Origin of the sequence: Cupriavidus taiwanensis (assembly GCF_900250075.1) — a bacterium.
Classification (GTDB): domain Bacteria; phylum Pseudomonadota; class Gammaproteobacteria; order Burkholderiales; family Burkholderiaceae; genus Cupriavidus; species Cupriavidus taiwanensis_C.
In genome coordinates this window covers 2,565,216-2,584,793 of record NZ_LT977070.1, presented here as the reverse complement: position 1 = coordinate 2,584,793, position 19,578 = coordinate 2,565,216, and the positions used below count along the sequence as shown (strand labels likewise).

The window sequence follows — 19,578 nt, the reverse complement described above, 5'->3', positions numbered from 1 at the left end:
CCCGCGGCGCGGCCGGCACGCTGGCTCCGGAGTCGGGTGCGAGGTCGAGCGTGGGGTCGGTTGCGGCAAGCTTCGAGGCAGGCATCCGTGTCTCCTTGGGCACTGCGGATGATGATGGGATGGGTGGATGGGTCCGGGAACCGGCTTCAGCCGAAGAACAGCGCTTCCACATTCGCCGGCAGCGGCGTGCCGGTGGCCTGCGCGCGCTGCAGCAGCGACCAGTAGTAGCGGTAGCTGGCGCGGTCGTGCAGCTGCCCTTCATGGCGGATCGGCGCCCAGTTGTTCTCGTGCGCGGACAACAGGATCTGGCTGGCCGCGCCGATCTCTTCCGCGCCGGGGCGGAATGCCGCCACGATCGGGGCGATCTGGCCCGGATGGATGCTCCACTTGCGCAGGTAGCCGAATTCGCAGCGCGCGCGCAGTGCATCATCGCCGGCGCGCTGCGGCTCCTGCACGTCGGTGCTGACGTTGTGCGACGGCACCTTGCCGTGGCGGTGGCAGGCGGCGGAGATTTCCAGCATGGCGCGGCGCACCAGCGGGTGCTCGAACTGCTGCGGCGAGCGCATCGCCTCGCCGGGAATCGCGCCATGGTGGGCCGAGACAAAGTCCATCAGCCCGAAGCTCAGGCATTCCACCTGCACCAGCGCGGCGATATCGAAGGCCTGCTCCAGCGCGGCATGGGTTTCGATCAGCACATGGATCGGGATATGGCGGGCAATGCCGGCACTGCGCGCGACCTGGTTGACATGGTCGGTCACGCGCGCGACCTCGACCACGTCGGTGACCTTGGGCACCACCACATAGGCCAGCCGCGCCCCGGCGGCGCGCACCAGCACGTCGACGTCCTGGCGCCAGCTGGGGTGGGCCGGGTCGTGGATGCGCACGCCCACGCGGTTGTGGGCATTGAGCGGACCGTTGACCAGCTGCGCGCACAACTCGGCGTGCTCGCGCTCGTGGCCCACGGCGGCGCCGTCCTCGCAGTCGAAGGTGATGTCGAAGACGGGGCCAAGCTCTTGTTGCAGGGCCAGCGACTTGCGCATCAGCTTTTCGCTGCCCGCGTAATGGTCACACACCGGCAACTGGACCGGGATGGCTTCGCCCTGGAACAAGACCTCGGAAGGATGCACGTGGATTCAGAAAGTTGAAGTTGGCGGACAGGGCAGGGCCGCACGGCCGCTGCCTATGAAAAAACCGGGGTCCGCGCCGATTCTTGAATCGTTGCGGAACCCCGGTCCTTGTCAGAGCTTGGGAAGATCAGCCCAGCAGATGCTGCACGCCGGCCTTTTCTTCTTCCAGTTCCTTCAGGGTGATGTTGATCTTTTCCTGGCTGTAGGCATCGATCTCCAGACCCTTGACGATTTCGTACTTGCCGTTGGCGGTGGTCACCGGGTAGCCGAACATGGTGTCGGCCGGGATGCCGTATTCACCGTTGGACGGAATGCCCATGGTGACGACCTTGCCGTTGCTGCCCAGCACCCAGTCGCGCACGTGGTCGATCGCGGCATTGGCGGCCGAGGCGGCCGACGACAGGCCACGCGCCTCGATGATGGCGGCGCCGCGCTTGCCGACGGTCGGCAGGAACACGTCGTTGTTCCACACCGGGTCGTTGATCAGGTCCTTGACGCTCTGGCCGTCGACGGTGGCGTAGCGGTAGTCGGCGTACATGGTCGGGCTGTGGTTGCCCCACACGAACAGCTTCTCGATCGACGACACCGGCTTGCCGGTCTTGGCGGCGATCTGCGACAGCGCGCGGTTGTGGTCCAGGCGCAGCATCGCGGTGAAGTTCTCGCGCGGCAGGTTCGGGGCCGACTTCATGGCGATGTAGGCGTTGGTGTTGGCCGGGTTGCCGACCACCAGCACCTTGACATTGCGGCTGGCGACTTCGTCCAGCGCCTTGCCCTGCACGGTGAAGATCTGGGCGTTGGCTTCGAGCAGGTCCTTGCGCTCCATGCCCTTGCTGCGCGGACGGGCGCCCACCAGCAGGGCCACGTCGGCGTCCTTGAAGGCAACCTTGGGGTCATCGGTGATGACCACGCCGGCCAGCAGCGGGAACGCGCAGTCTTCCAGTTCCATCACCACGCCCTTGACGGCTTGCTGGGCTTGCGGCAGGTCGAGCAGTTGGAGGATGACCGGCTGGTCTTTGCCCAGCATGTCGCCGTTGGCGATGCGGAACAGCAGGGAGTAGCCGATCTGGCCAGCGGCGCCGGTCACTGCGACGCGCATTGGGGCTTTAGCCATGAGTAAATCTCCAAACGATAGAAGGGGGAATGCCGGTCGGCAGCGCGCCGGCGCCATGCAGAGGCGCGCGGTGTGTCACCGGGTGCTGGTTGTCGCCACAGCGGGGAGCGGCCGTCCGCCGGAGCCAGGTGGCGGGGCCGGTGGGGGAGAGCCACAACGGGTCATGGTGATGCAACAAGGCGTTAGTCTACTGCGAAGCGAGGCGCCATTTCCAGACCGGACCGCCGCCGGCGCGGTACATTTGCGCCATGGGCGGCAGCCGGCGAGCCGTGGGGGAGGGCCATCGCGGGCGTGGACCAGCGCGAGTGTAGGCGTGGGCTCTCTGTCTGTCAATTCATATGTCTTATATAAGACATAAGACAATTAACGTAAGGCTGGACGTTGCGCGCCCTTTTGTGGTGAAATCGCGCTATGTCCTCCCTGCCTACGTCCCTGACCGGCGCAGCCGCCCCCGGCGCGCAGGAAACTGGCGCCGCCACGCCTGGCGCCGGGACGCAGCCGCTTTCGCCGCCGGCGCCCGCGCCGGCCGCCGCGCCGCAGGCCGCCCCAACTGGTTCCGCTTCCGGTCCCGCTCCTGGTCTGCAGTCAGTGCCATCGCCCACGTTCAGCCCGCTATACCAGCAGATCAAGGCGCTGATCACGCGCAGCCTGCAATCCGGCGAATGGAAGCCGGGCGAGATGATTCCCAGCGAGATGGAGCTGGCGTCACGCTACAAGGTCAGCCAGGGCACGGTGCGCAAGGCCATCGACGAACTCGCCGCCGAAAACCTGGTGGCGCGCCGCCAGGGCAAGGGCACCTTCGTGACCACGCACCATGAAGACGTGGTCAAGTTCCGTTTCCTGCGCCTCGTTCCGGACGAGGGCGAACCCCATTATGGCGCCAGTCGCGTGCTCGAATGCAAGCGCCTGCGCGCCCCCGCCGAAATCGCACGGCTGCTCGACATCCGCACCGGCGACAGCGTGGTGCAGATCCGCCGCGTGCTGACGTTCTCCGGCGAGTCGACCGTGCTGGACGAAATCTGGCTGCTCGGCGCCAACTTCAAGGGCCTGACCGCGGAAAAGCTGACCGAGTGGAAAGGGCCCATGTATGCATTGTTCGAGGCCGAATTCGGTACGCGCATGATCCGCGCCTCGGAAAAGATCCGCGCCGTGCCCGCCGACGAGACCGCCGCCGAGCTGCTGTCGGTGCCGGTGGGCGCGCCGCTGCTATCGGTCGAGCGCGTCTCCTACACCTATGGCGACCGCCCCGTGGAAGTGCGCCGTGGGCTCTACGTCACCACCCGGCACTATTACCAGAACGACCTGAGCTGAAATGGCGGCGTCGCGCCAGGGGCGTGCGCGCCGATTATGGTGGGTGTGGCCATGGGATTGCCGGCTGTTGCGCGACGCGCTGTTTGTCGCGGGAAGTGGCGCGCCGGATGTGCGGAGTGTGCGATTGTCGGGCGGCGCTTGTCGGGCCGTGATAGCAGAAAATTATTGGTGCAGCGCGCAACAAAGGCGCTAAAATCTCATGGATTTGCCCTAATGCATCCCGTTGCATGCAGGCAATGGCAGTTTCGTTTCTTTGTTTACCGCTAATGGGGTCTCGCATGGCTGAAGCCGTCAAACAAGCCAGGCCGGAGTTCCGGAATATCGGTATTTCGCAGATCGCGAAATACCGGTTGCCCTGGGCCGGCAAGGTATCCATCCTGCATCGCGTGAGCGGTGCACTGATGTTCCTCCTCCTTCCCTTCGTCCTGTATCTGTTTGAGCAGAGCATCACCTCCGAACTGAGCTTCGCAAAGTTCTCGGCCCTTCTGTCCGGCGGCTTTGTCAAGCTGGTTGTGCTGGCCCTGATCTGGGGTTATCTGCATCACTTCTGCGCCGGGATCCGCTTCCTGCTGCTGGACGTGCACGTTGGTGTCTCCAAGCCCGCCTCGGCCAAGTCTGCCGTCAGCGTGCTGGTTGTGAGCCTGCTGCTTACCCTGATTTTCGGCCTGAAGCTGTTCGGCCTGTTCTGAGGAGAATCAAGGTGGCAAATAACAATATCGGTCCCAAGCGTCTTGTCGTCGGTGCGCACTACGGTCTGAAAGACTGGCTCGCGCAACGCGTCACCGCCGTGGTCATGGTGGTCTTCACCGTGATCCTGGCGATTGCCTTCCTGCTGTCGAACGGCGCTTCGTATGAAGCGTGGGCAGGGCTCTTCGCCAACCAGTGGATGAAGATCATCACGTTCCTGACCATCCTGTCGCTGCTGTATCACGCCTGGATCGGCGTGCGCGATATCTGGATGGACTATGTCAAGCCGATGGCGGTGCGCCTCGTGCTGCAAGTTCTTACGATTCTGTGGCTCGTCGGTTGCGCGGGCTACGCTGCTCAGATTCTCTGGAGGGTGTAATAAATGGTCGCAGTCAAGACTGGATTGCCGCGTCGCCGCTTTGACGTGGTCATCGTCGGTGCTGGCGGCGCCGGGATGCGCGCATCCCTCCAGCTCGCGGAAGCCGGCCTGAACGTGGCCGTGCTGTCCAAGGTGTTCCCGACCCGCTCGCACACCGTGGCGGCGCAGGGCGGCATCGGTGCCTCGCTGGGCAACATGAGCGAGGACAACTGGCACTATCACTTCTACGACACCATCAAGGGCTCGGACTGGCTGGGTGACCAGGACGCGATCGAGTTCATGTGCCGTGAAGCGCCGAAGGTCGTGTACGAGCTCGAGCACTTCGGCATGCCGTTCGACCGCAACCCCGACGGCACCATCTACCAGCGTCCGTTCGGCGGCCACACCGCCAACTACGGCGAGAAGCCGGTGCAGCGCGCCTGCGCCGCGGCCGACCGTACCGGCCATGCGCTGCTGCACACGCTGTACCAGCGCAACGTGCGCGCCAAGACCCACTTCTTCGTCGAATGGATGGCGCTGGACCTGATCCGCGACCAGGACGGCGACGTGCTGGGCGTGACCGCGCTGGAAATGGAAACCGGCGAGGTCTACATCCTCGAGGCCAAGACCACGCTGTTCGCGACCGGCGGTGCCGGCCGCATCTACGCCGCTTCCACCAACGCCTTCATCAACACCGGTGACGGCCTGGGCATGGCAGCGCGCGCTGGCGTGCCGCTGGAAGACATGGAGTTCTGGCAGTTCCACCCGACCGGCGTGGCCGGCGCGGGCGTGCTGATCACCGAAGGCGTGCGCGGCGAAGGCGGTATCCTGCGCAACAAGGACGGCGAGCGCTTCATGGAGCGCTATGCGCCGACGCTGAAGGACCTGGCGCCGCGCGACTTCGTCTCGCGCTCGATGGACCAGGAAATCAAGGAAGGCCGCGGCTGCGGCCCGAACGGCGACTACGTGCTGCTCGACCTGACCCACGTCGGTGCCGAGACCATCATGAAGCGCCTGCCGTCGATCCGCGAGATCGGCCTGAAGTTCGCCAACGTCGACGCGATCAAGGAACCGATCCCGGTGGTCCCGACCATCCACTACCAGATGGGCGGCATCCCGACCAACTACCACGGCCAGGTCGTGGTGCCGAAGAACGGCAACCCGAACGAAGTCCTGAACGGTTTCTACGCGATCGGCGAATGCTCGTGCGTGTCGGTGCACGGCGCCAACCGCCTGGGCACCAACTCGCTGCTCGACCTGGTGGTGTTCGGCCGCGCCGCGGGCAACCACATCATTGCGCAGAACCTGAAGCAGAAGGAACACAAGCCGCTGCCGGCCGATGCCGCCGACCTCGCGCTGTCGCGCCTGGCCAAGCTGCAGGCCTCGTCGTCGGGCGAGTACACGCAGGACGTCGCCAACGACATCCGCAAGAACATGCAGTCGCATGCCGGCGTGTTCCGTACCCAGAAGCTGATGGACGAAGGCGTCGAGCGCATCCTGGAAGTCACCGAGCGTGCCGCCAACATCCACCTGAAGGACAAGTCCAAGGTCTTCAACACCGCGCTGGTGGAAGCCCTGGAAGTGGCCAACCTGGTGGAAGTGGCCAAGGCCACCATGATCTCGGCGGCGGCCCGCAAGGAATCGCGCGGTGCCCATGCGCACAGCGACTTCCCCAACCGCGACGACCAGAACTGGCTCAAGCACACGCTGTTCTACAGCGAAGGCAACCGCCTCGACTACAAGCCGGTGAAGATGGAACCGCTGACGGTGGAAAGCGTGCCGCCGAAGGCCCGTACCTTCTGAGCACCGCATCGTAGAGACAACAGGACCCACAGAAATGAAGCGTATTTTCGAAGTCTACCGCTACGATCCGGACAAGGACGCGGCGCCGCGCATGCAGACCTACGAGGTCGAGCTGGACGGCCACGAGCGCATGCTGCTGGACGCGCTGGTGAAGCTGAAGAAGCTGGACGAGACCATCTCGTTCCGCCGTTCGTGCCGCGAAGGCGTGTGCGGCTCGGACGCGATGAACATCAACGGCAAGAACGGCCTGGCCTGCCTGACCAACATGCGCGAGCTGCCGGACCGCATCGTGCTGCGTCCGCTGCCCGGCCTGCCGGTGGTGCGCGACCTGATCGTCGACATGACGAACTTCTTCAAGCAGTACAACTCGATCAAGCCGTTCCTGATCAACGACGAGCCGCCGCCCGAGAAAGAGCGCCTGCAGTCGCCGGAAGAGCGTGACGAGCTGGACGGCCTGTACGAGTGCATTCTCTGCGCCAGCTGCTCGACCTCGTGCCCGTCGTTCTGGTGGAACCCGGACAAGTTCGTCGGCCCCGCCGGCCTGCTGCAGGCTTACCGCTTTATCGCGGACAGCCGCGACCAGGCCACCAATGAGCGCCTGGACAACCTGAACGACCCGTACCGCCTGTTCCGCTGCCACAGCATCATGAACTGCGTCGACGTGTGCCCGAAGGGTCTGAACCCGACCAAGGCCATCGGCAAGATCAAGGAGCTGATGGTCCGCCGCGCGGTGTGATTCCGCGGCTGTCTAAGTAGTAAGCGGCGCGTCAGCCAGAGCGGCTATATCTGGCGGGCGCGCCGAAAGTAGGAAGCCATGACCGAGAGTCCTGCCACCACCTTCTCCCATCAGGCCGATCCGCACAAGCGCGCCCGCTTGCGCTGGCGTGCCCGCCGCGGCCTCCTGGAGAACGACATCATCGTCGAACGTTTCTTCAACCGTTACGAGGAGAGCCTGTCCGACGAGGATGTGGCTGCGCTGAGCCAGCTGTTCGAACTCAGCGACAACGAGTTGATGGACCTGCTCCTTGCGCGCAAGGAACTGGACGGTGAGCTCGACACGCCCCCGATGCAGCGAGTCATTGGCCTGCTGCGTACGGTCTGAGTTTTGGTCAACATTATTATTCACAGCATTTGAAGGATCCGACATGACGCCGTCCGATGTGAAAGCCACGCTATCGTTCTCCGATGGTTCCCCCAGCGTTGAGCTGCCGATCTACAAGGGTACGGTTGGCCCGGACGTGATCGACATTCGCAAGCTGTACGGACAAACCGGTAAGTTCACCTACGACCCCGGTTTCATGTCGACGGCTTCGTGCAATTCCAAGATCACCTATATCGACGGCGACAAGGGCGAGCTGCTGTACCGCGGCTACCCGATCGAGCAGCTGGCGCAGAAGTGCGACCACCTCGAGACCTGCTACCTGCTGCTGAAGGGCGAGCTGCCCAACGCCAAGCAGAAGGAAGAATTCGTCGGCCACGTGATGAACCACACCATGGTTCACGAGCAGCTGCAGTTCTTCATGCGCGGCTTCCGCCGCGATGCCCATCCGATGGCCGTGCTGACCGGCCTGGTGGGTGCCATGAGCGCGTTCTACCACGACGCCATGGATATCGACGATCCGCACCAGCGCGAGATCTCGGCCATCCGCCTGATCGCCAAGATGCCGACCATGGTCGCCATGGCGTACAAGTACAACATCGGCCAGCCCTACATCTATCCGCAGAACGACCTGTCCTACTCGGGCAACTTCCTGCGCATGCTGTTCGCCACGCCGTGCGCCCCGTACACCGTGAACCCGGTGCTGGAGCGCGCGCTGGACCGCATCTTCATCCTGCACGCCGACCACGAGCAGAACGCCTCGACCTCGACCGTGCGCCTGGCCGGTTCGTCGGGCACCAACCCGTTCGCCGCCATCGCCGCCGGCGTGGCCTGCCTGTGGGGCCCGGCCCACGGCGGCGCCAACGAGGCCGCGCTGAAGATGCTGGAAGAAATCGGCAGCGTCGACAACATCCCCGAGTTCATCAAGCAGGTCAAGGACAAGAACTCGGGCGTGCGCCTGATGGGCTTCGGCCACCGCGTGTACAAGAACTACGATCCGCGCGCCAAGCTGATGCGCGAAACCTGCCATGAAGTGCTGAACGAACTGGGCCTGCACAACGACCCGCTGTTCAAGCTGGCCATGGAACTGGAAAAGATCGCGCTGGAAGACGAGTACTTCGTCAGCCGCAAGCTGTACCCGAACGTCGACTTCTACTCGGGCATCGTGCAGCGCGCGCTGGGCATCCCGACCTCGCTGTTCACCTGCATCTTCGCGCTGGCCCGCACCCCGGGCTGGATCTCGCAGTGGGAAGAGATGATCACCGATCCGGAATACAAGATCGGCCGTCCGCGCCAGCTGTTCGTTGGCGCCGCCACCCGCGACGTGCCGGACGTGGCCAAGCGCTAAGCGGCCCGCCGCTGCGCACTGCAGCAATTCCAGACGCCCCGGCCCGCCGGGGCGTTTGTCTTTGTGGGCCCGACGCGGTTGTGCAGCGCGGCGCGGAGAAGGGCAGGAAATTGCACCCTGAATGGTCAGGAGCGCAATTTGTGGATGATTGTGTCGCGTTTTCCCAAATCCGTTCCGCATAAATTGTGCGATAGTCGCGTGCGGCAGGAAATTTGACCCTATAATGCGGGCTGCTTTGCCGACGGCAGCCGGGCCACCCTTCCGGCATGCGGTGCGGCAAGCGGGGCAGGCGAATCGCTTGCGCAATAGAGAACGCATCAAACGTTGTCTTTCCGAACCTTGGTCCCCATACCTCAGCGGGACTGACACTTGCCGGGCCCCGCATACGCTGTCTCTTCCTTGCAGGCCCGACTTCCGCGTCTCGGGCCGCGCTTGTCGCAAGTCCCGATCCCAGTCGTCCGCGGGTGTTGTTCGATTGCGCAGGTCATACCGTTTCTGCCCGGATGACCCAAACATAAATCGAGGAGCTCCTGATGACGCTGTCCCGCCTTTCCACCATCTCGCTGGCTGCCATGCTGGCTACCTTCGGCGCCGCCGCCAACGCCGAAACCGTGAAAATCGCCATTGCCGGCCCGATGAGCGGCTCGGTGGCGCAGTATGGCGACATGGTCAAGGCCGGTGCGCTGACCGCGGTCGAACAGATCAACGCAGCCGGCGGCGCCGGCGGCAACAAGTTCGAGGTGGTGCTGATGGACGACGCCTGCGAGCCGAAGCAGGCCGTGGCCGTGGCCAACAAGATCGTCAGCCAGAACATCAAGTACGTGATCGGCCACGTGTGCTCGGGCTCGACCATCCCGGCCTCGGACATCTACGAGAACGAAGGCATCGTGATGGTGACGCCGTCGGCCACCGCGCCGCAGCTGACCGAGACCAAGAAGCGCAACTTCATCTTCCGCACCATCGGCCGCGACGACCAGCAGGGCCCGGCCGCCGCCCAGTACATCATCGGCAAGATCAAGCCCAAGAAGGTCGCGGTGCTGCACGACAAGCAGTCGTACGGCCAGGGCATCGCCAGCTCGGTGAAGAAGGACCTGGAAGCCGCCAAGATCCCGGTGGCCGTGTTCGAAGGCATCAACGCCGGCGACTCGGACTACTCGGCCGTGATCACCAAGCTCAAGTCGCAGGGCGTGGACTTCGTCTACTTCGGCGGCTACCACCCGGAAATGGGCCTGCTGCTGCGCCAGGCGCGCGAGCAGGGCGTGAAGGCCGCCTTCATGGGCCCCGAGGGCGTGGGCAACAAGGACGTGACCGCGATCGCCGGCCCGTCGTCGGAAGGCATGCTGGTGACGCTGCCGGCCGACTTCTCGGCCGATCCGGCCAACGCCGGCCTGGTCAAGGCCTTTGCCGACAAGAAGCGTGACGCCAACGGCCCGTTCCAGATGCCGGCCTATGCCGCCGTCAAGATCATCGGCGACGCCATCGCCGGCGCCAAGAGCACCGATCCCACCAAGGTCGCGGCGTACATGCACAAGAACGCCTTCACCACCCCGATCGGCAAGGTCGAGTACGACGCCAAGGGCGACCTGAAGTCCTTCAAGTTCGTGGTCTACACCTGGCACAAGGACGCCAGCAAGACGGCGGCGAACTGAGGCATTCGTATCCCGACGGGGTGCTCCCCTCTCCCGCTTGCGGGAGAGGGGCAGGGGGAGAGGGCAGGAGTGTCAAAGGCTGAGGCCCGGGGTTCAAACCGTTGGCCCCGCTTGATGTGGTTCCTTGCTAGCCCACCCCTCTCCCCAACCCTCTCCCCTGAGGGGAGAGGGAGAACACCTTGCTTTGGCAAGTTCGAATGGTTTTGGCGCATTCCTGCTGAGGCCAGCTCCACGGCTTCGAGGTTTTCCCCCAATGAATGAATTCCTTCCACAGTTCACCCAGCAGCTGGTCAATGGCCTGACGCTGGGTGCGATCTATGCGCTGATCGCCATCGGCTACACAATGGTCTACGGCATCATCGGCATGATCAATTTCGCGCACGGCGAGATTTACATGATCGGTGCCTATGTCGGCCTGGTCACGCTCACCGCCATCGGCGCCCAGGCAGGCTACCCCCTGCCGCTGGTGCTCGGCGCCGCCTTGCTGGTGTCGGTGATGGTGACCGGCGTCTACGGCTATGCGGTCGAGCGGGTGGCATACCGCCCCTTGCGCGGCGGGCCGCGGCTGGTGCCGCTGATCTCGGCCATCGGCATGTCGATCTTCCTGCAGAACTATGTCCAGATCGGGCAGGGCGCGCGCGATGTCTCGGTGCCGGTGCTGATCTCGGGCGCCATCGAGTTCCAGATGGGCGGCGACTTCACCGTGACGGTGCCGTACTCGCGCCTGCTGATCGTCGGCGTGACGCTGGCGCTGATGGTGGCGCTGACGCTGTTCATCGGCCGCTCGCGCATGGGCCGCGCCTGCCGCGCCTGCGCCGAGGACATGCGCATGGCCAACCTGCTGGGCATCGACACCAACAAGGTGATCTCGTTCACCTTCGTGCTGGGCGCGATGCTGGCGGCGGTGGGCGGCGTGCTGATCGGGCTGACCATCGGCAAGCTCAATCCCTTCATCGGCTTCATTGCCGGCATCAAGGCCTTTACCGCGGCGGTGCTGGGCGGCATCGGCAGCATCCCGGGCGCGATGCTCGGCGGCGTGCTGCTGGGCCTGGCGGAAACCTTCGCCTCGGGCTACATGCCGGCCGAATACAAGGACGTGGTCGCATTCAGCCTGCTGGTGCTGGTGCTGCTGTTCCGTCCGACCGGGCTGCTGGGCAAGCCTGATGTCGAAAAGGTCTGAGGGGGGGCGAAACCATGACCAATAACGTATCTGCGATGCCGGCGGCCAAGGCCGCCGCGCGCGGCGCCACGCCGGGCCAGTCGCTGAAGAACGCGATCACGGCGGCCGTGATGACCGCCATCCTGACCATCCCCATCCTGGGCCTGCAGCTCAAGCTGGAAGGCTACAAGGTGGTGCTGGAACCGCACTGGCGGCCGGTGTGGCTGGCCGTGGCGGCGGTGTTCCTGTTCCAGTTGTTCAAGCCGATGCTGTCGCGCGCCGGCAGCGCGGTGCGCCTGCCGGCGCTGCCGCAGCTGGGCGCGCAGCGGCAGCGCGTGGCGGTGTGGGTGCTTCTGGCGGTGGGGCTGGTGTGGCCGTTCTTCGGCTCGCGCGGCGCGGTCGACGTGGCCACGCTGGCGCTGATCTACGTGATCCTGGGCCTGGGCCTGAATATCGTGGTGGGCTATGCCGGCCTGCTCGACCTGGGCTATGTCGGCTTCTATGCGGTGGGCGGCTACACCTACGCACTGCTGAACCAGTATTTCGGCCTGACCTTCTGGGAATGCCTGCCGATCGCGGCGGCCATGTCGGCGGGCTTCGGTTTCCTGCTCGGCTTCCCGGTGCTGCGCCTGCGCGGCGACTACCTGGCCATCGTCACGCTCGGCTTCGGCGAGATCATCCGCCTGCTGCTGAACAACCTGACCAGCCTGACCGGCGGCCCGGACGGCGTCTCGGGCATCCCCAAGCCCAGCGTGTTCGGCATCGAGATGGCGCGCAGCGCCAGCGTCGAGGGCGCGCGCACCTTCCACGAGCTGATCGGACTGGACTACGCCAGCCAGCACATGGTGATCTTCCTTTACCTGATCGCGCTGCTGCTGGTCGGCTTCACGCTGTTCGTCACCAGCCGCCTGATCCGCATGCCGATGGGCCGCGCCTGGGAGGCGCTGCGCGAGGACGAGATCGCGTGCCGCTCGCTGGGCCTGAACCCGACCCGCATCAAGCTGTCGGCGTTCACGCTGGGGGCATCCTTCGCCGGCCTGGGCGGCGCGTTCTTCGCCGCGCGCCAGGGCCTGGTCAACCCGGAATCGTTCACCTTCATCGAATCGGCGCTGGTGCTGGCCGTGGTGGTGCTGGGCGGCATGGGCTCGCAACTGGGCGTGATCCTGGCGGCGATCCTGCTGACCGTGCTGCCCGAGGTGGCGCGCGGCTTCGCCGAATATCGCATGCTGATCTTCGGCCTGGTGATGGTGCTGATGATGATGTGGCGTCCGCAGGGCCTGTTGCCCGCGAGCCGCCCGCACGTGGAGCTTCCCCGATGAATGCGCCGATGATGAATGCGCCGATGAATACAACGGCAGAACTGCTCACGGTGTCGGGCCTGCAGATGCGCTTTGGCGGCCTGCTGGCCGTCGACGGCATCGATTTCGATGTGCGCAAGGATGAGGTCTTCGCCATCATCGGCCCCAACGGCGCCGGCAAGACCACGGTGTTCAACTGCGTCGGCGGCTTCTACAAGCCGACCGCGGGCAACGTGACGCTCGACGGCCATGCCATTGCCGGCCTGCCGAGCCACATGGTGGCGCGCAAGGGCCTGGTGCGCACGTTCCAGAACATCCGCCTGTTCAAGAACCTGACCGTGGTCGAGAACCTGATGGTGGCGCAACACCTGCAGGTGCAGTCCGGCATCCTGCGCGGCCTGTTTGCGACCCCGGCCTACCGCCGCGCCGAGCGCGAGGCGCTGCAGCGCGCCGCGCAATGGCTGGAGCGCATGGGCCTGACCGGCGTCGCCAACCGCGAGGCGGGCACGCTGTCCTACGGCCACCAGCGCCGGCTCGAGATCGCGCGCTGCATGATCACCCGGCCGCGCCTGCTGATGCTGGACGAGCCCGCCGCCGGCCTGAACCCGCAGGAGAAGATCGAGCTGCAGCAGCTGATCGACCAGCTGCGGCGCGAGTTCGGCATTGCCGTGCTGCTGATCGAGCACGACATGAGCCTGGTGATGGGCGTGTCCGACCGCATCCTGGTGATGGAGCACGGCAAGCCCATCGTGATCGGCAAGCCCGAGGAAGTGCGCAACGACCCGCGCGTGATCAAGGCCTACCTGGGAGAGGACTGATGCTGAAGCTGGAACAGGTCCATACCCACTACGGCGCCGTCGAGGCGCTGTCGGGCGTATCGATCGAAGTCAACAAGGGGGAGATCGTCACCCTGATCGGCAGCAACGGCGCCGGCAAGACGACGCTGATGATGACCGTGTGCGGCACCCCGCGCGCCTCGAGCGGGCGCGTGCTGTTCGAAGGGCAGGACATCACCCATCGCTCGACCCACGAGATCATGCGCCTGGGCATGGCGATCTCGCCCGAGGGGCGGCGCGTGTTCCCCAGCCTGACGGTGCTGGAAAACCTGAAGATGGGCGCCTTCTTCGCCAGGCGCGACGAGATCGAGGCGGGCATCGAGCATGTGTTCAAGCTGTTCCCGCGCCTGAACCAGCGCGCCGGCCAGCGCGCCGGCACCATGTCGGGCGGCGAGCAGCAGATGCTGGCGATCGGCCGCGCGCTGATGAGCCGGCCGCGCCTGCTGCTGCTGGACGAGCCCACGCTCGGCCTGGCGCCGCTGATCATCGCGCAGATCTTCGACATCATCCGCACCATTCGTGACGAGGGCGTCACCGTGTTCCTGGTCGAGCAGAACGCCAACAAGGCGCTGCAGGTGGCGGACCGGGGCTATGTGCTGGAGACCGGCAAGGTGGTGCTGGCCGATACCGGCGCCAACCTGCTCGCCAACGACCGGATCAAGGCCGCCTACCTCGGCGGCTGAGGCCGGCCGGCCGCCGCGCCTGCCGCGGCGGCCGCTTACCTGCGCCACCGGCGTTTTCGCCATCCGCGAAAGCCCCCTTTCGCCAATCACATTACATTCCACGCGCCGTCCCGGCCGGGCAGCGCGCTGATCCCCATACCCCCCTGTGGCATAATCGATTGCCAAGTCAAGCATTGCGGCAACGCTTGAAATAACGCTCGCTTCAGGCGGCTTCCGGCGCGATCCTCGCGATGGTCGCTATCGACCCCCGTATACGGCACCGCGACCGAGGCGAACAAAAACCCCCTGCAAACTACTGCGGTTACCGCGGACCTCTCCTGCAAGGGACCGGTCATTCGGCCCGCCATCGCATCATGGCCAAGACGCTCTACGACAAACTCTGGGATGACCACACCGTCCACGTCGAGGAAGACGGCACCACGCTGCTCTATATCGACCGCCACCTGCTGCATGAAGTGACCAGCCCGCAGGCGTTCGAGGGCCTGAAGATGGCGGAGCGCCCGGTGTGGCGCATCAGCGCCAACCTGGCGGTGTCGGACCACAACGTGCCGACCACGGACCGCAGCCAGGGCATTGCCGATCCGGTGTCGAAGCTGCAGGTCGATACGCTCGATGCCAACTGCGACAGCTACGGCATCACCCAGTTCAAGATGAACGACCACCGCCAGGGCATCGTGCACGTGATCGGGCCGGAGCAGGGCGCGACGCTGCCGGGCATGACGGTGGTGTGCGGCGACTCGCATACCAGCACCCACGGCGCCTTCGGCGCGCTCGCGCATGGCATCGGCACCTCGGAAGTCGAGCACGTGCTGGCCACGCAGACGCTGCTGGGCAAGAAGGCCAAGAACATGCTGGTCAGGGTGGAAGGCAAGCTGCCGCGCGGCTGCACCGCCAAGGACATCGTGCTGGCCGTGATCGGCAAGATCGGCACCGCCGGCGGCACCGGCTACACCATCGAGTTTGCCGGCTCGGCTATCCGCGACCTGACCATGGAAGGCCGCATGACGGTCTGCAACATGGCGATCGAGGCGGGCGCGCGCGCCGGCCTGGTGGCGGTGGACGATGTCACGCTGGAATACGTCAAGGGCCGTCCGTACGCGCCGCAGGGCGTGGAGTGGGAGCAGGCCGTGGCCTACTGGCGCACGCTGCATTCGGATGCCGGCGCGAAGTTCGACCAGGTGGTCGAGCTGCGCGCGGAAGACGTGCGCCCGCAGGTGACCTGGGGCACCTCGCCGGAGATGGTGATCAGCATCGAAGACCGCGTGCCGGACCCGGAGAAGGAAAAGGACCCGAACAAGCGCAACGCGATGGAGCGCGCGCTGGAATACATGGGCCTGCAGCCCAACGTGCCGGTCGAGAGCATCAGCATCGACAAGGTCTTCATCGGTTCCTGCACCAATAGCCGCATCGAGGACATGCGCGCCGCCGCCTGGGTGGTGCAGAAGCTGGGCCGCAAGGTGGCGTCGAACGTGAAGCTGGCGATGGTGGTGCCGGGCTCCGGCCTGGTCAAGGAGCAGGCCGAGCGCGAGGGCCTGGACCAGATCTTCAAGGCCGCCGGCTTTGAATGGCGCGAGCCGGGCTGCTCGATGTGCCTGGCGATGAACGCCGACCGCCTCGATCCGGGCGAGCGCTGCGCGTCGACCTCGAACCGCAACTTCGAAGGCCGCCAGGGCGCGGGCGGGCGCACTCACCTGGTGAGCCCGGCGATGGCCGCTGCGGCCGCCATCGAGGGCCATTTCGTCGATATCCGCAAGCTGGGCTGAACAAGCAAGGAAGGAACCCATGGAAAAGTTCACCGTACACAGCGGCCTGGTCGCGCCGCTCGACCGCGAGAACGTCGACACCGACGCCATCATCCCGAAGCAGTTCCTGAAGTCGATCAAGCGCACCGGCTTCGGTCCCAACCTGTTCGACGAGTGGCGCTACAAGGATGTCGGCGAGCCCGGCATGGACAACAGCAAGCGTCCGCTGAACCCGGACTTCGTGCTGAACCAGCCGCGCTACCAGGGTGCGTCGATCCTGCTGGCGCGCCGTAACTTCGGCTGCGGCAGCTCGCGCGAGCACGCGCCGTGGGCGCTGTCGCAATACGGCTTTCGCGCCGTGATCGCGCCCAGCTTTGCCGACATCTTCTTCAACAACTGCTACAAGAACGGCCTGCTGCCGGTGGTGCTGAGCGAGCAGCAGGTCGACCACCTGTTCAACGAGACCAACGCGTTCAACGGCTACCAGCTGACCATCGACCTGGACAAGCAGGCCGTGATCACGCCGTCTGGCCAGGGCTACGAGTTCGACATCGCCCCGTTCCGCAAGTACTGCATGCTGAATGGCTTCGACGATATCGGCCTGACCTTGCGCCATGCCGACAAGATCAAGGCCTACGAGGCCGAGCGCGTGGCGAAGATGCCGTGGCTGAACAACCGCCTGGTCGGATAAGACTCAACCGAGGAAGACAACAATGAAGATCGCAGTCCTGCCGGGTGACGGCATCGGTCCCGAAATCGTTGCGGAGGCCGTCAAGGTCCTGAACGCGCTCGACGAGAAGTTCGAACTCGAAACCGCGCCCGTGGGCGGTGCCGGCTACGAGGCCGAAGGCCATCCGCTGCCGGAGAACACGCTGAAGCTGGCCAAGGAAGCCGACGCCATCCTGTTCGGCGCCGTCGGCGACTGGAAGTACGACAGCCTGGAGCGCGCGCTGCGCCCCGAGCAGGCCATCCTGGGCCTGCGCAAGCACCTGCAGCTGTTCGCCAACTTCCGCCCGGCGATCTGCTATCCGGAACTGACCGGCGCCTCGAGCCTGAAGCCCGAGCTGGTGGCCGGCCTCGACATCCTGATCGTGCGCGAGCTGAACGGCGACATCTACTTCGGCCAGCCGCGCGGCCTGCGCGAAGCGCCGGACGGCCTGTTCCAGGGCGCGCGCGAAGCCTTCGACACCATGCGCTACAGCGAGCCGGAAATCCGCCGCATCGCGCACGTGGCGTTCCAGGCCGCGGCCAAGCGCGGCAAGAAGCTGTGCAGCGTCGACAAGGCCAACGTGCTCGAGACCTTCCAGTTCTGGAAGGACATCGTGATCGATGTCAGCAAGGAATACCCGGAAGTCGAGCTGTCGCACATGTATGTCGACAACGCAGCGATGCAGCTGGTCAAGGCGCCCAAGAGCTTCGACGTGATCGTCACCGGCAATATGTTTGGCGACATCCTGTCGGACGAGGCGGCGATGCTGACCGGCTCGATCGGCATGCTGCCGTCGGCGTCGCTCGATGCCAACAACAAGGGCCTGTACGAGCCGTCGCACGGCTCGGCGCCGGACATCGCCGGCAAGGGCATCGCCAACCCGCTGGCCACCATCCTGTCGGCGGCGATGATGCTGCGCTACTCGCTGAACCGCGCCGAGCAGGCCGACCGCATCGAGAACGCCGTCAAGAAGGTGCTGGCGCAGGGCTACCGCACCGGCGACATCCTGACGCCGGGCTGCAAGCAGGTGGGCACCCGCGAGATGGGCGAGGCCGTGCTGGCAGCGCTGTAAGGCACTGACGCCGCATCAAATCCCGGCGTCATTCCCGCGAACGCGGGAATCCAGCGTCTTTAAAGTCACTGGGTCCCCGCTTTTGCGGGGACGACGTCAGGCATCGTGGTTTAGCTGGGATTGCAAGCATTCCACGCTGCGGCAGCGCCGCAAAATCGTGTAGACTCTGCCGATGGCCCGATTTTCCCAGTCCACCCTGACTGCTGTTGTCGCCCTGACCGCTACCCGCGGCCCGGTTGGCACGATTTCGCTCGGCCAGACCGCAACGACGATTAAAACCATTATTAAAACCGCGATCGCCTAGATCCGTTCGTCGTGCCTGCCCGTCTTCCCCGCGCAGCCACGCCGGGCGAGGAAAATGGCGGGGAAGTAAAAATCACATCCGAGGTAAATCATGATTGTAGGTCTCGTCGGTTGGCGGGGAATGGTCGGCAGCGTCCTGATGCAGCGCATGCAGGAAGAGCGTGATTTCGACCACATCGAACCCGTCTTCTTCAGCACGTCCAATGCCGGCGGCAAGGCGCCCGCCATGGCCAAGAACGAAACCACGCTCAAGGATGCCAACGACATCGAGGCACTGAAGAAGTGCGACGTGGTGCTGACCGCCCAGGGCGGCGACTACACCAACGAGGTCTTCCCCAAGCTGCGCGCGGCGGGCTGGAAGGGCTACTGGATCGATGCGGCGTCGTCGCTGCGGATGAAGGACGATGCCATCATCGTGCTGGATCCGGTCAACCAGGGTGTGATCAAGGACGCGCTGTCCAAGGGCGTGAAGAATTTCATCGGCGGCAACTGCACCGTCAGCTGCATGCTGATGGGCCTGGGCGGCCTGTTCCAGGCCGACCTGATCGAGTGGATGACCTCGATGACCTACCAGGCGGCCTCGGGCGGCGGCGCGCAGCACATGCGCGAGCTGCTGACCCAGTTCGGCACGCTCAACGCGTCGGTCAAGCCGCTGCTGGACAACCCGGCCTCCGCCATCCTGGAGATCGATCGCCAGATCCTGTCGACCCAGCACGGCCTGTCGGCGGAAGAAACCAAGCAGTTCGGCGTGCCGCTGGCCGGCAACCTGATCCCCTGGATCGACAAGGATCTGGGCAACGGCCAGTCCAAGGAAGAATGGAAGGGCGGCGCCGAGACCAACAAGATCCTGGGCCGCGGCGAGGGCTTCCTGGGCGCGACCGGCGCCACGCCGATCGCCGTCGACGGCCTGTGCGTGCGCATCGGCGCGATGCGCTGCCATTCGCAGGCGCTGACCATCAAGCTGCGCCGCGACGTGCCGCTGGACGAGATCGAAGGCATGCTGGCCGCCCACAACCCGTGGGCCAAGGTGGTGCCGAACACGCGTGAAGCCAGCATGACCGACCTGACCCCCGCGGCCGTGACCGGCACGCTGACCATCCCGGTCGGCCGCCTGCGCACGATGCAGATGGGCGGCGAGTACCTGTCGGCCTTCACGGTCGGCGACCAGTTGCTGTGGGGCGCGGCCGAGCCGCTGCGCCGCATGCTGCGTATCCTGATCGAGTCCTGATCGCAGGCCGCCACCTGTGGCCTGGTTGCGCCCGTTGCAGCCAGGCAACAGAATG

Annotated in this window: 19 protein-coding genes; 17 read left to right on the top strand and 2 right to left on the bottom strand. The window is 65.2% G+C overall.

Annotated features, from left to right (window positions below):
* Positions 1-146: 146 nt before the first annotated feature.
* Both CBM2588_RS11975 and CBM2588_RS11970 read right to left on the bottom strand, forming a co-directional pair.
* Positions 147-1,127, bottom strand: coding sequence for an HpcH/HpaI aldolase/citrate lyase family protein (locus CBM2588_RS11975; RefSeq protein WP_115680685.1), 981 nt, complete (start codon positions 1,125-1,127; stop codon positions 147-149).
* Between the two features lie 127 nt (positions 1,128-1,254).
* Entirely contained in the window at positions 1,255-2,238 is a 984-nt protein-coding gene (locus CBM2588_RS11970) for a malate dehydrogenase (RefSeq protein ID WP_012353375.1), read from the bottom strand.
* Positions 2,239-2,649: 411 nt separating this feature from the next.
* On the opposite strand from CBM2588_RS11970, the gene CBM2588_RS11965 reads away from it, so the two are divergent.
* From CBM2588_RS11965 to asd, 17 genes are all read left to right on the top strand, one after another.
* Positions 2,650-3,549, top strand: a complete 900-nt coding sequence (locus tag CBM2588_RS11965; protein ID WP_115680684.1) for a GntR family transcriptional regulator — start codon at positions 2,650-2,652, stop codon at positions 3,547-3,549.
* A 278-nt stretch (positions 3,550-3,827) separates the two neighbouring features.
* Positions 3,828-4,238: a succinate dehydrogenase, cytochrome b556 subunit gene (sdhC, locus tag CBM2588_RS11960; RefSeq protein ID WP_062802218.1), complete on the top strand. Its 411-nt coding sequence runs from the start codon at positions 3,828-3,830 to the stop codon at positions 4,236-4,238.
* 11 nt (positions 4,239-4,249) lie between these two features.
* A complete protein-coding gene (gene sdhD / locus CBM2588_RS11955) occupies positions 4,250-4,615 on the top strand; it encodes a succinate dehydrogenase, hydrophobic membrane anchor protein (protein ID WP_012353372.1) in 366 nt (121 codons plus the stop codon).
* Positions 4,616-4,618: 3 nt separating this feature from the next.
* Positions 4,619-6,397: a succinate dehydrogenase flavoprotein subunit gene (gene sdhA, locus CBM2588_RS11950; RefSeq protein WP_111517512.1), complete on the top strand. Its 1,779-nt coding sequence runs from the start codon at positions 4,619-4,621 to the stop codon at positions 6,395-6,397.
* Between the two features lie 34 nt (positions 6,398-6,431).
* Positions 6,432-7,133 carry a succinate dehydrogenase iron-sulfur subunit gene (locus CBM2588_RS11945; protein WP_010814619.1) on the top strand — a complete coding sequence of 234 codons (702 nt, stop codon included), beginning with the start codon at positions 6,432-6,434 and terminating at the stop codon, positions 7,131-7,133.
* A gap of 78 nt (positions 7,134-7,211) precedes the next feature.
* Positions 7,212-7,499 (top strand): succinate dehydrogenase assembly factor 2, encoded by a 288-nt coding sequence (locus CBM2588_RS11940; protein ID WP_115680683.1) that lies wholly within the window; start codon positions 7,212-7,214, stop codon positions 7,497-7,499.
* 43 nt (positions 7,500-7,542) lie between these two features.
* Entirely contained in the window at positions 7,543-8,844 is a 1,302-nt protein-coding gene (gltA, locus tag CBM2588_RS11935; RefSeq protein WP_018005206.1) for a citrate synthase, read from the top strand.
* Positions 8,845-9,377: 533 nt separating this feature from the next.
* The gene (locus CBM2588_RS11930) at positions 9,378-10,493 is read left to right on the top strand and encodes a branched-chain amino acid ABC transporter substrate-binding protein (protein WP_115680682.1); all 1,116 of its coding nucleotides are present in this window, start codon (positions 9,378-9,380) and stop codon (positions 10,491-10,493) included.
* 253 nt (positions 10,494-10,746) lie between these two features.
* Complete coding sequence (gene livH / locus CBM2588_RS11925) at positions 10,747-11,673, top strand: high-affinity branched-chain amino acid ABC transporter permease LivH (RefSeq protein WP_012353367.1); 927 nt, start codon at positions 10,747-10,749, stop codon at positions 11,671-11,673.
* Between the two features lie 35 nt (positions 11,674-11,708).
* Entirely contained in the window at positions 11,709-12,971 is a 1,263-nt protein-coding gene (locus tag CBM2588_RS11920) for a high-affinity branched-chain amino acid ABC transporter permease LivM (protein ID WP_115680681.1), read from the top strand.
* 23 nt (positions 12,972-12,994) lie between these two features.
* Positions 12,995-13,768 (top strand): high-affinity branched-chain amino acid ABC transporter ATP-binding protein LivG, encoded by a 774-nt coding sequence (gene livG / locus CBM2588_RS11915; protein ID WP_115681471.1) that lies wholly within the window; start codon positions 12,995-12,997, stop codon positions 13,766-13,768.
* Positions 13,768-14,469, top strand: a complete 702-nt coding sequence (locus tag CBM2588_RS11910) for an ABC transporter ATP-binding protein (RefSeq protein ID WP_018005201.1) — start codon at positions 13,768-13,770, stop codon at positions 14,467-14,469. Before livG ends, CBM2588_RS11910 begins: the two co-directional genes overlap by 1 nt.
* A gap of 353 nt (positions 14,470-14,822) precedes the next feature.
* Positions 14,823-16,232 carry a 3-isopropylmalate dehydratase large subunit gene (leuC, locus tag CBM2588_RS11905; RefSeq protein ID WP_115680679.1) on the top strand — a complete coding sequence of 470 codons (1,410 nt, stop codon included), beginning with the start codon at positions 14,823-14,825 and terminating at the stop codon, positions 16,230-16,232.
* 19 nt (positions 16,233-16,251) lie between these two features.
* Positions 16,252-16,902, top strand: a complete 651-nt coding sequence (gene leuD / locus CBM2588_RS11900; RefSeq protein WP_115680678.1) for a 3-isopropylmalate dehydratase small subunit — start codon at positions 16,252-16,254, stop codon at positions 16,900-16,902.
* 22 nt (positions 16,903-16,924) lie between these two features.
* On the top strand, positions 16,925-17,992 hold the full coding sequence (leuB, locus tag CBM2588_RS11895) for a 3-isopropylmalate dehydrogenase (RefSeq protein WP_115680677.1): 1,068 nt from the start codon (positions 16,925-16,927) through the stop codon (positions 17,990-17,992).
* A gap of 172 nt (positions 17,993-18,164) precedes the next feature.
* Positions 18,165-18,296 carry a hypothetical protein gene (locus CBM2588_RS31345; RefSeq protein WP_012353360.1) on the top strand — a complete coding sequence of 44 codons (132 nt, stop codon included), beginning with the start codon at positions 18,165-18,167 and terminating at the stop codon, positions 18,294-18,296.
* Between the two features lie 90 nt (positions 18,297-18,386).
* On the top strand, positions 18,387-19,523 hold the full coding sequence (gene asd, locus CBM2588_RS11890; protein WP_115680676.1) for an aspartate-semialdehyde dehydrogenase: 1,137 nt from the start codon (positions 18,387-18,389) through the stop codon (positions 19,521-19,523).
* Positions 19,524-19,578: the final 55 nt, after the last annotated feature.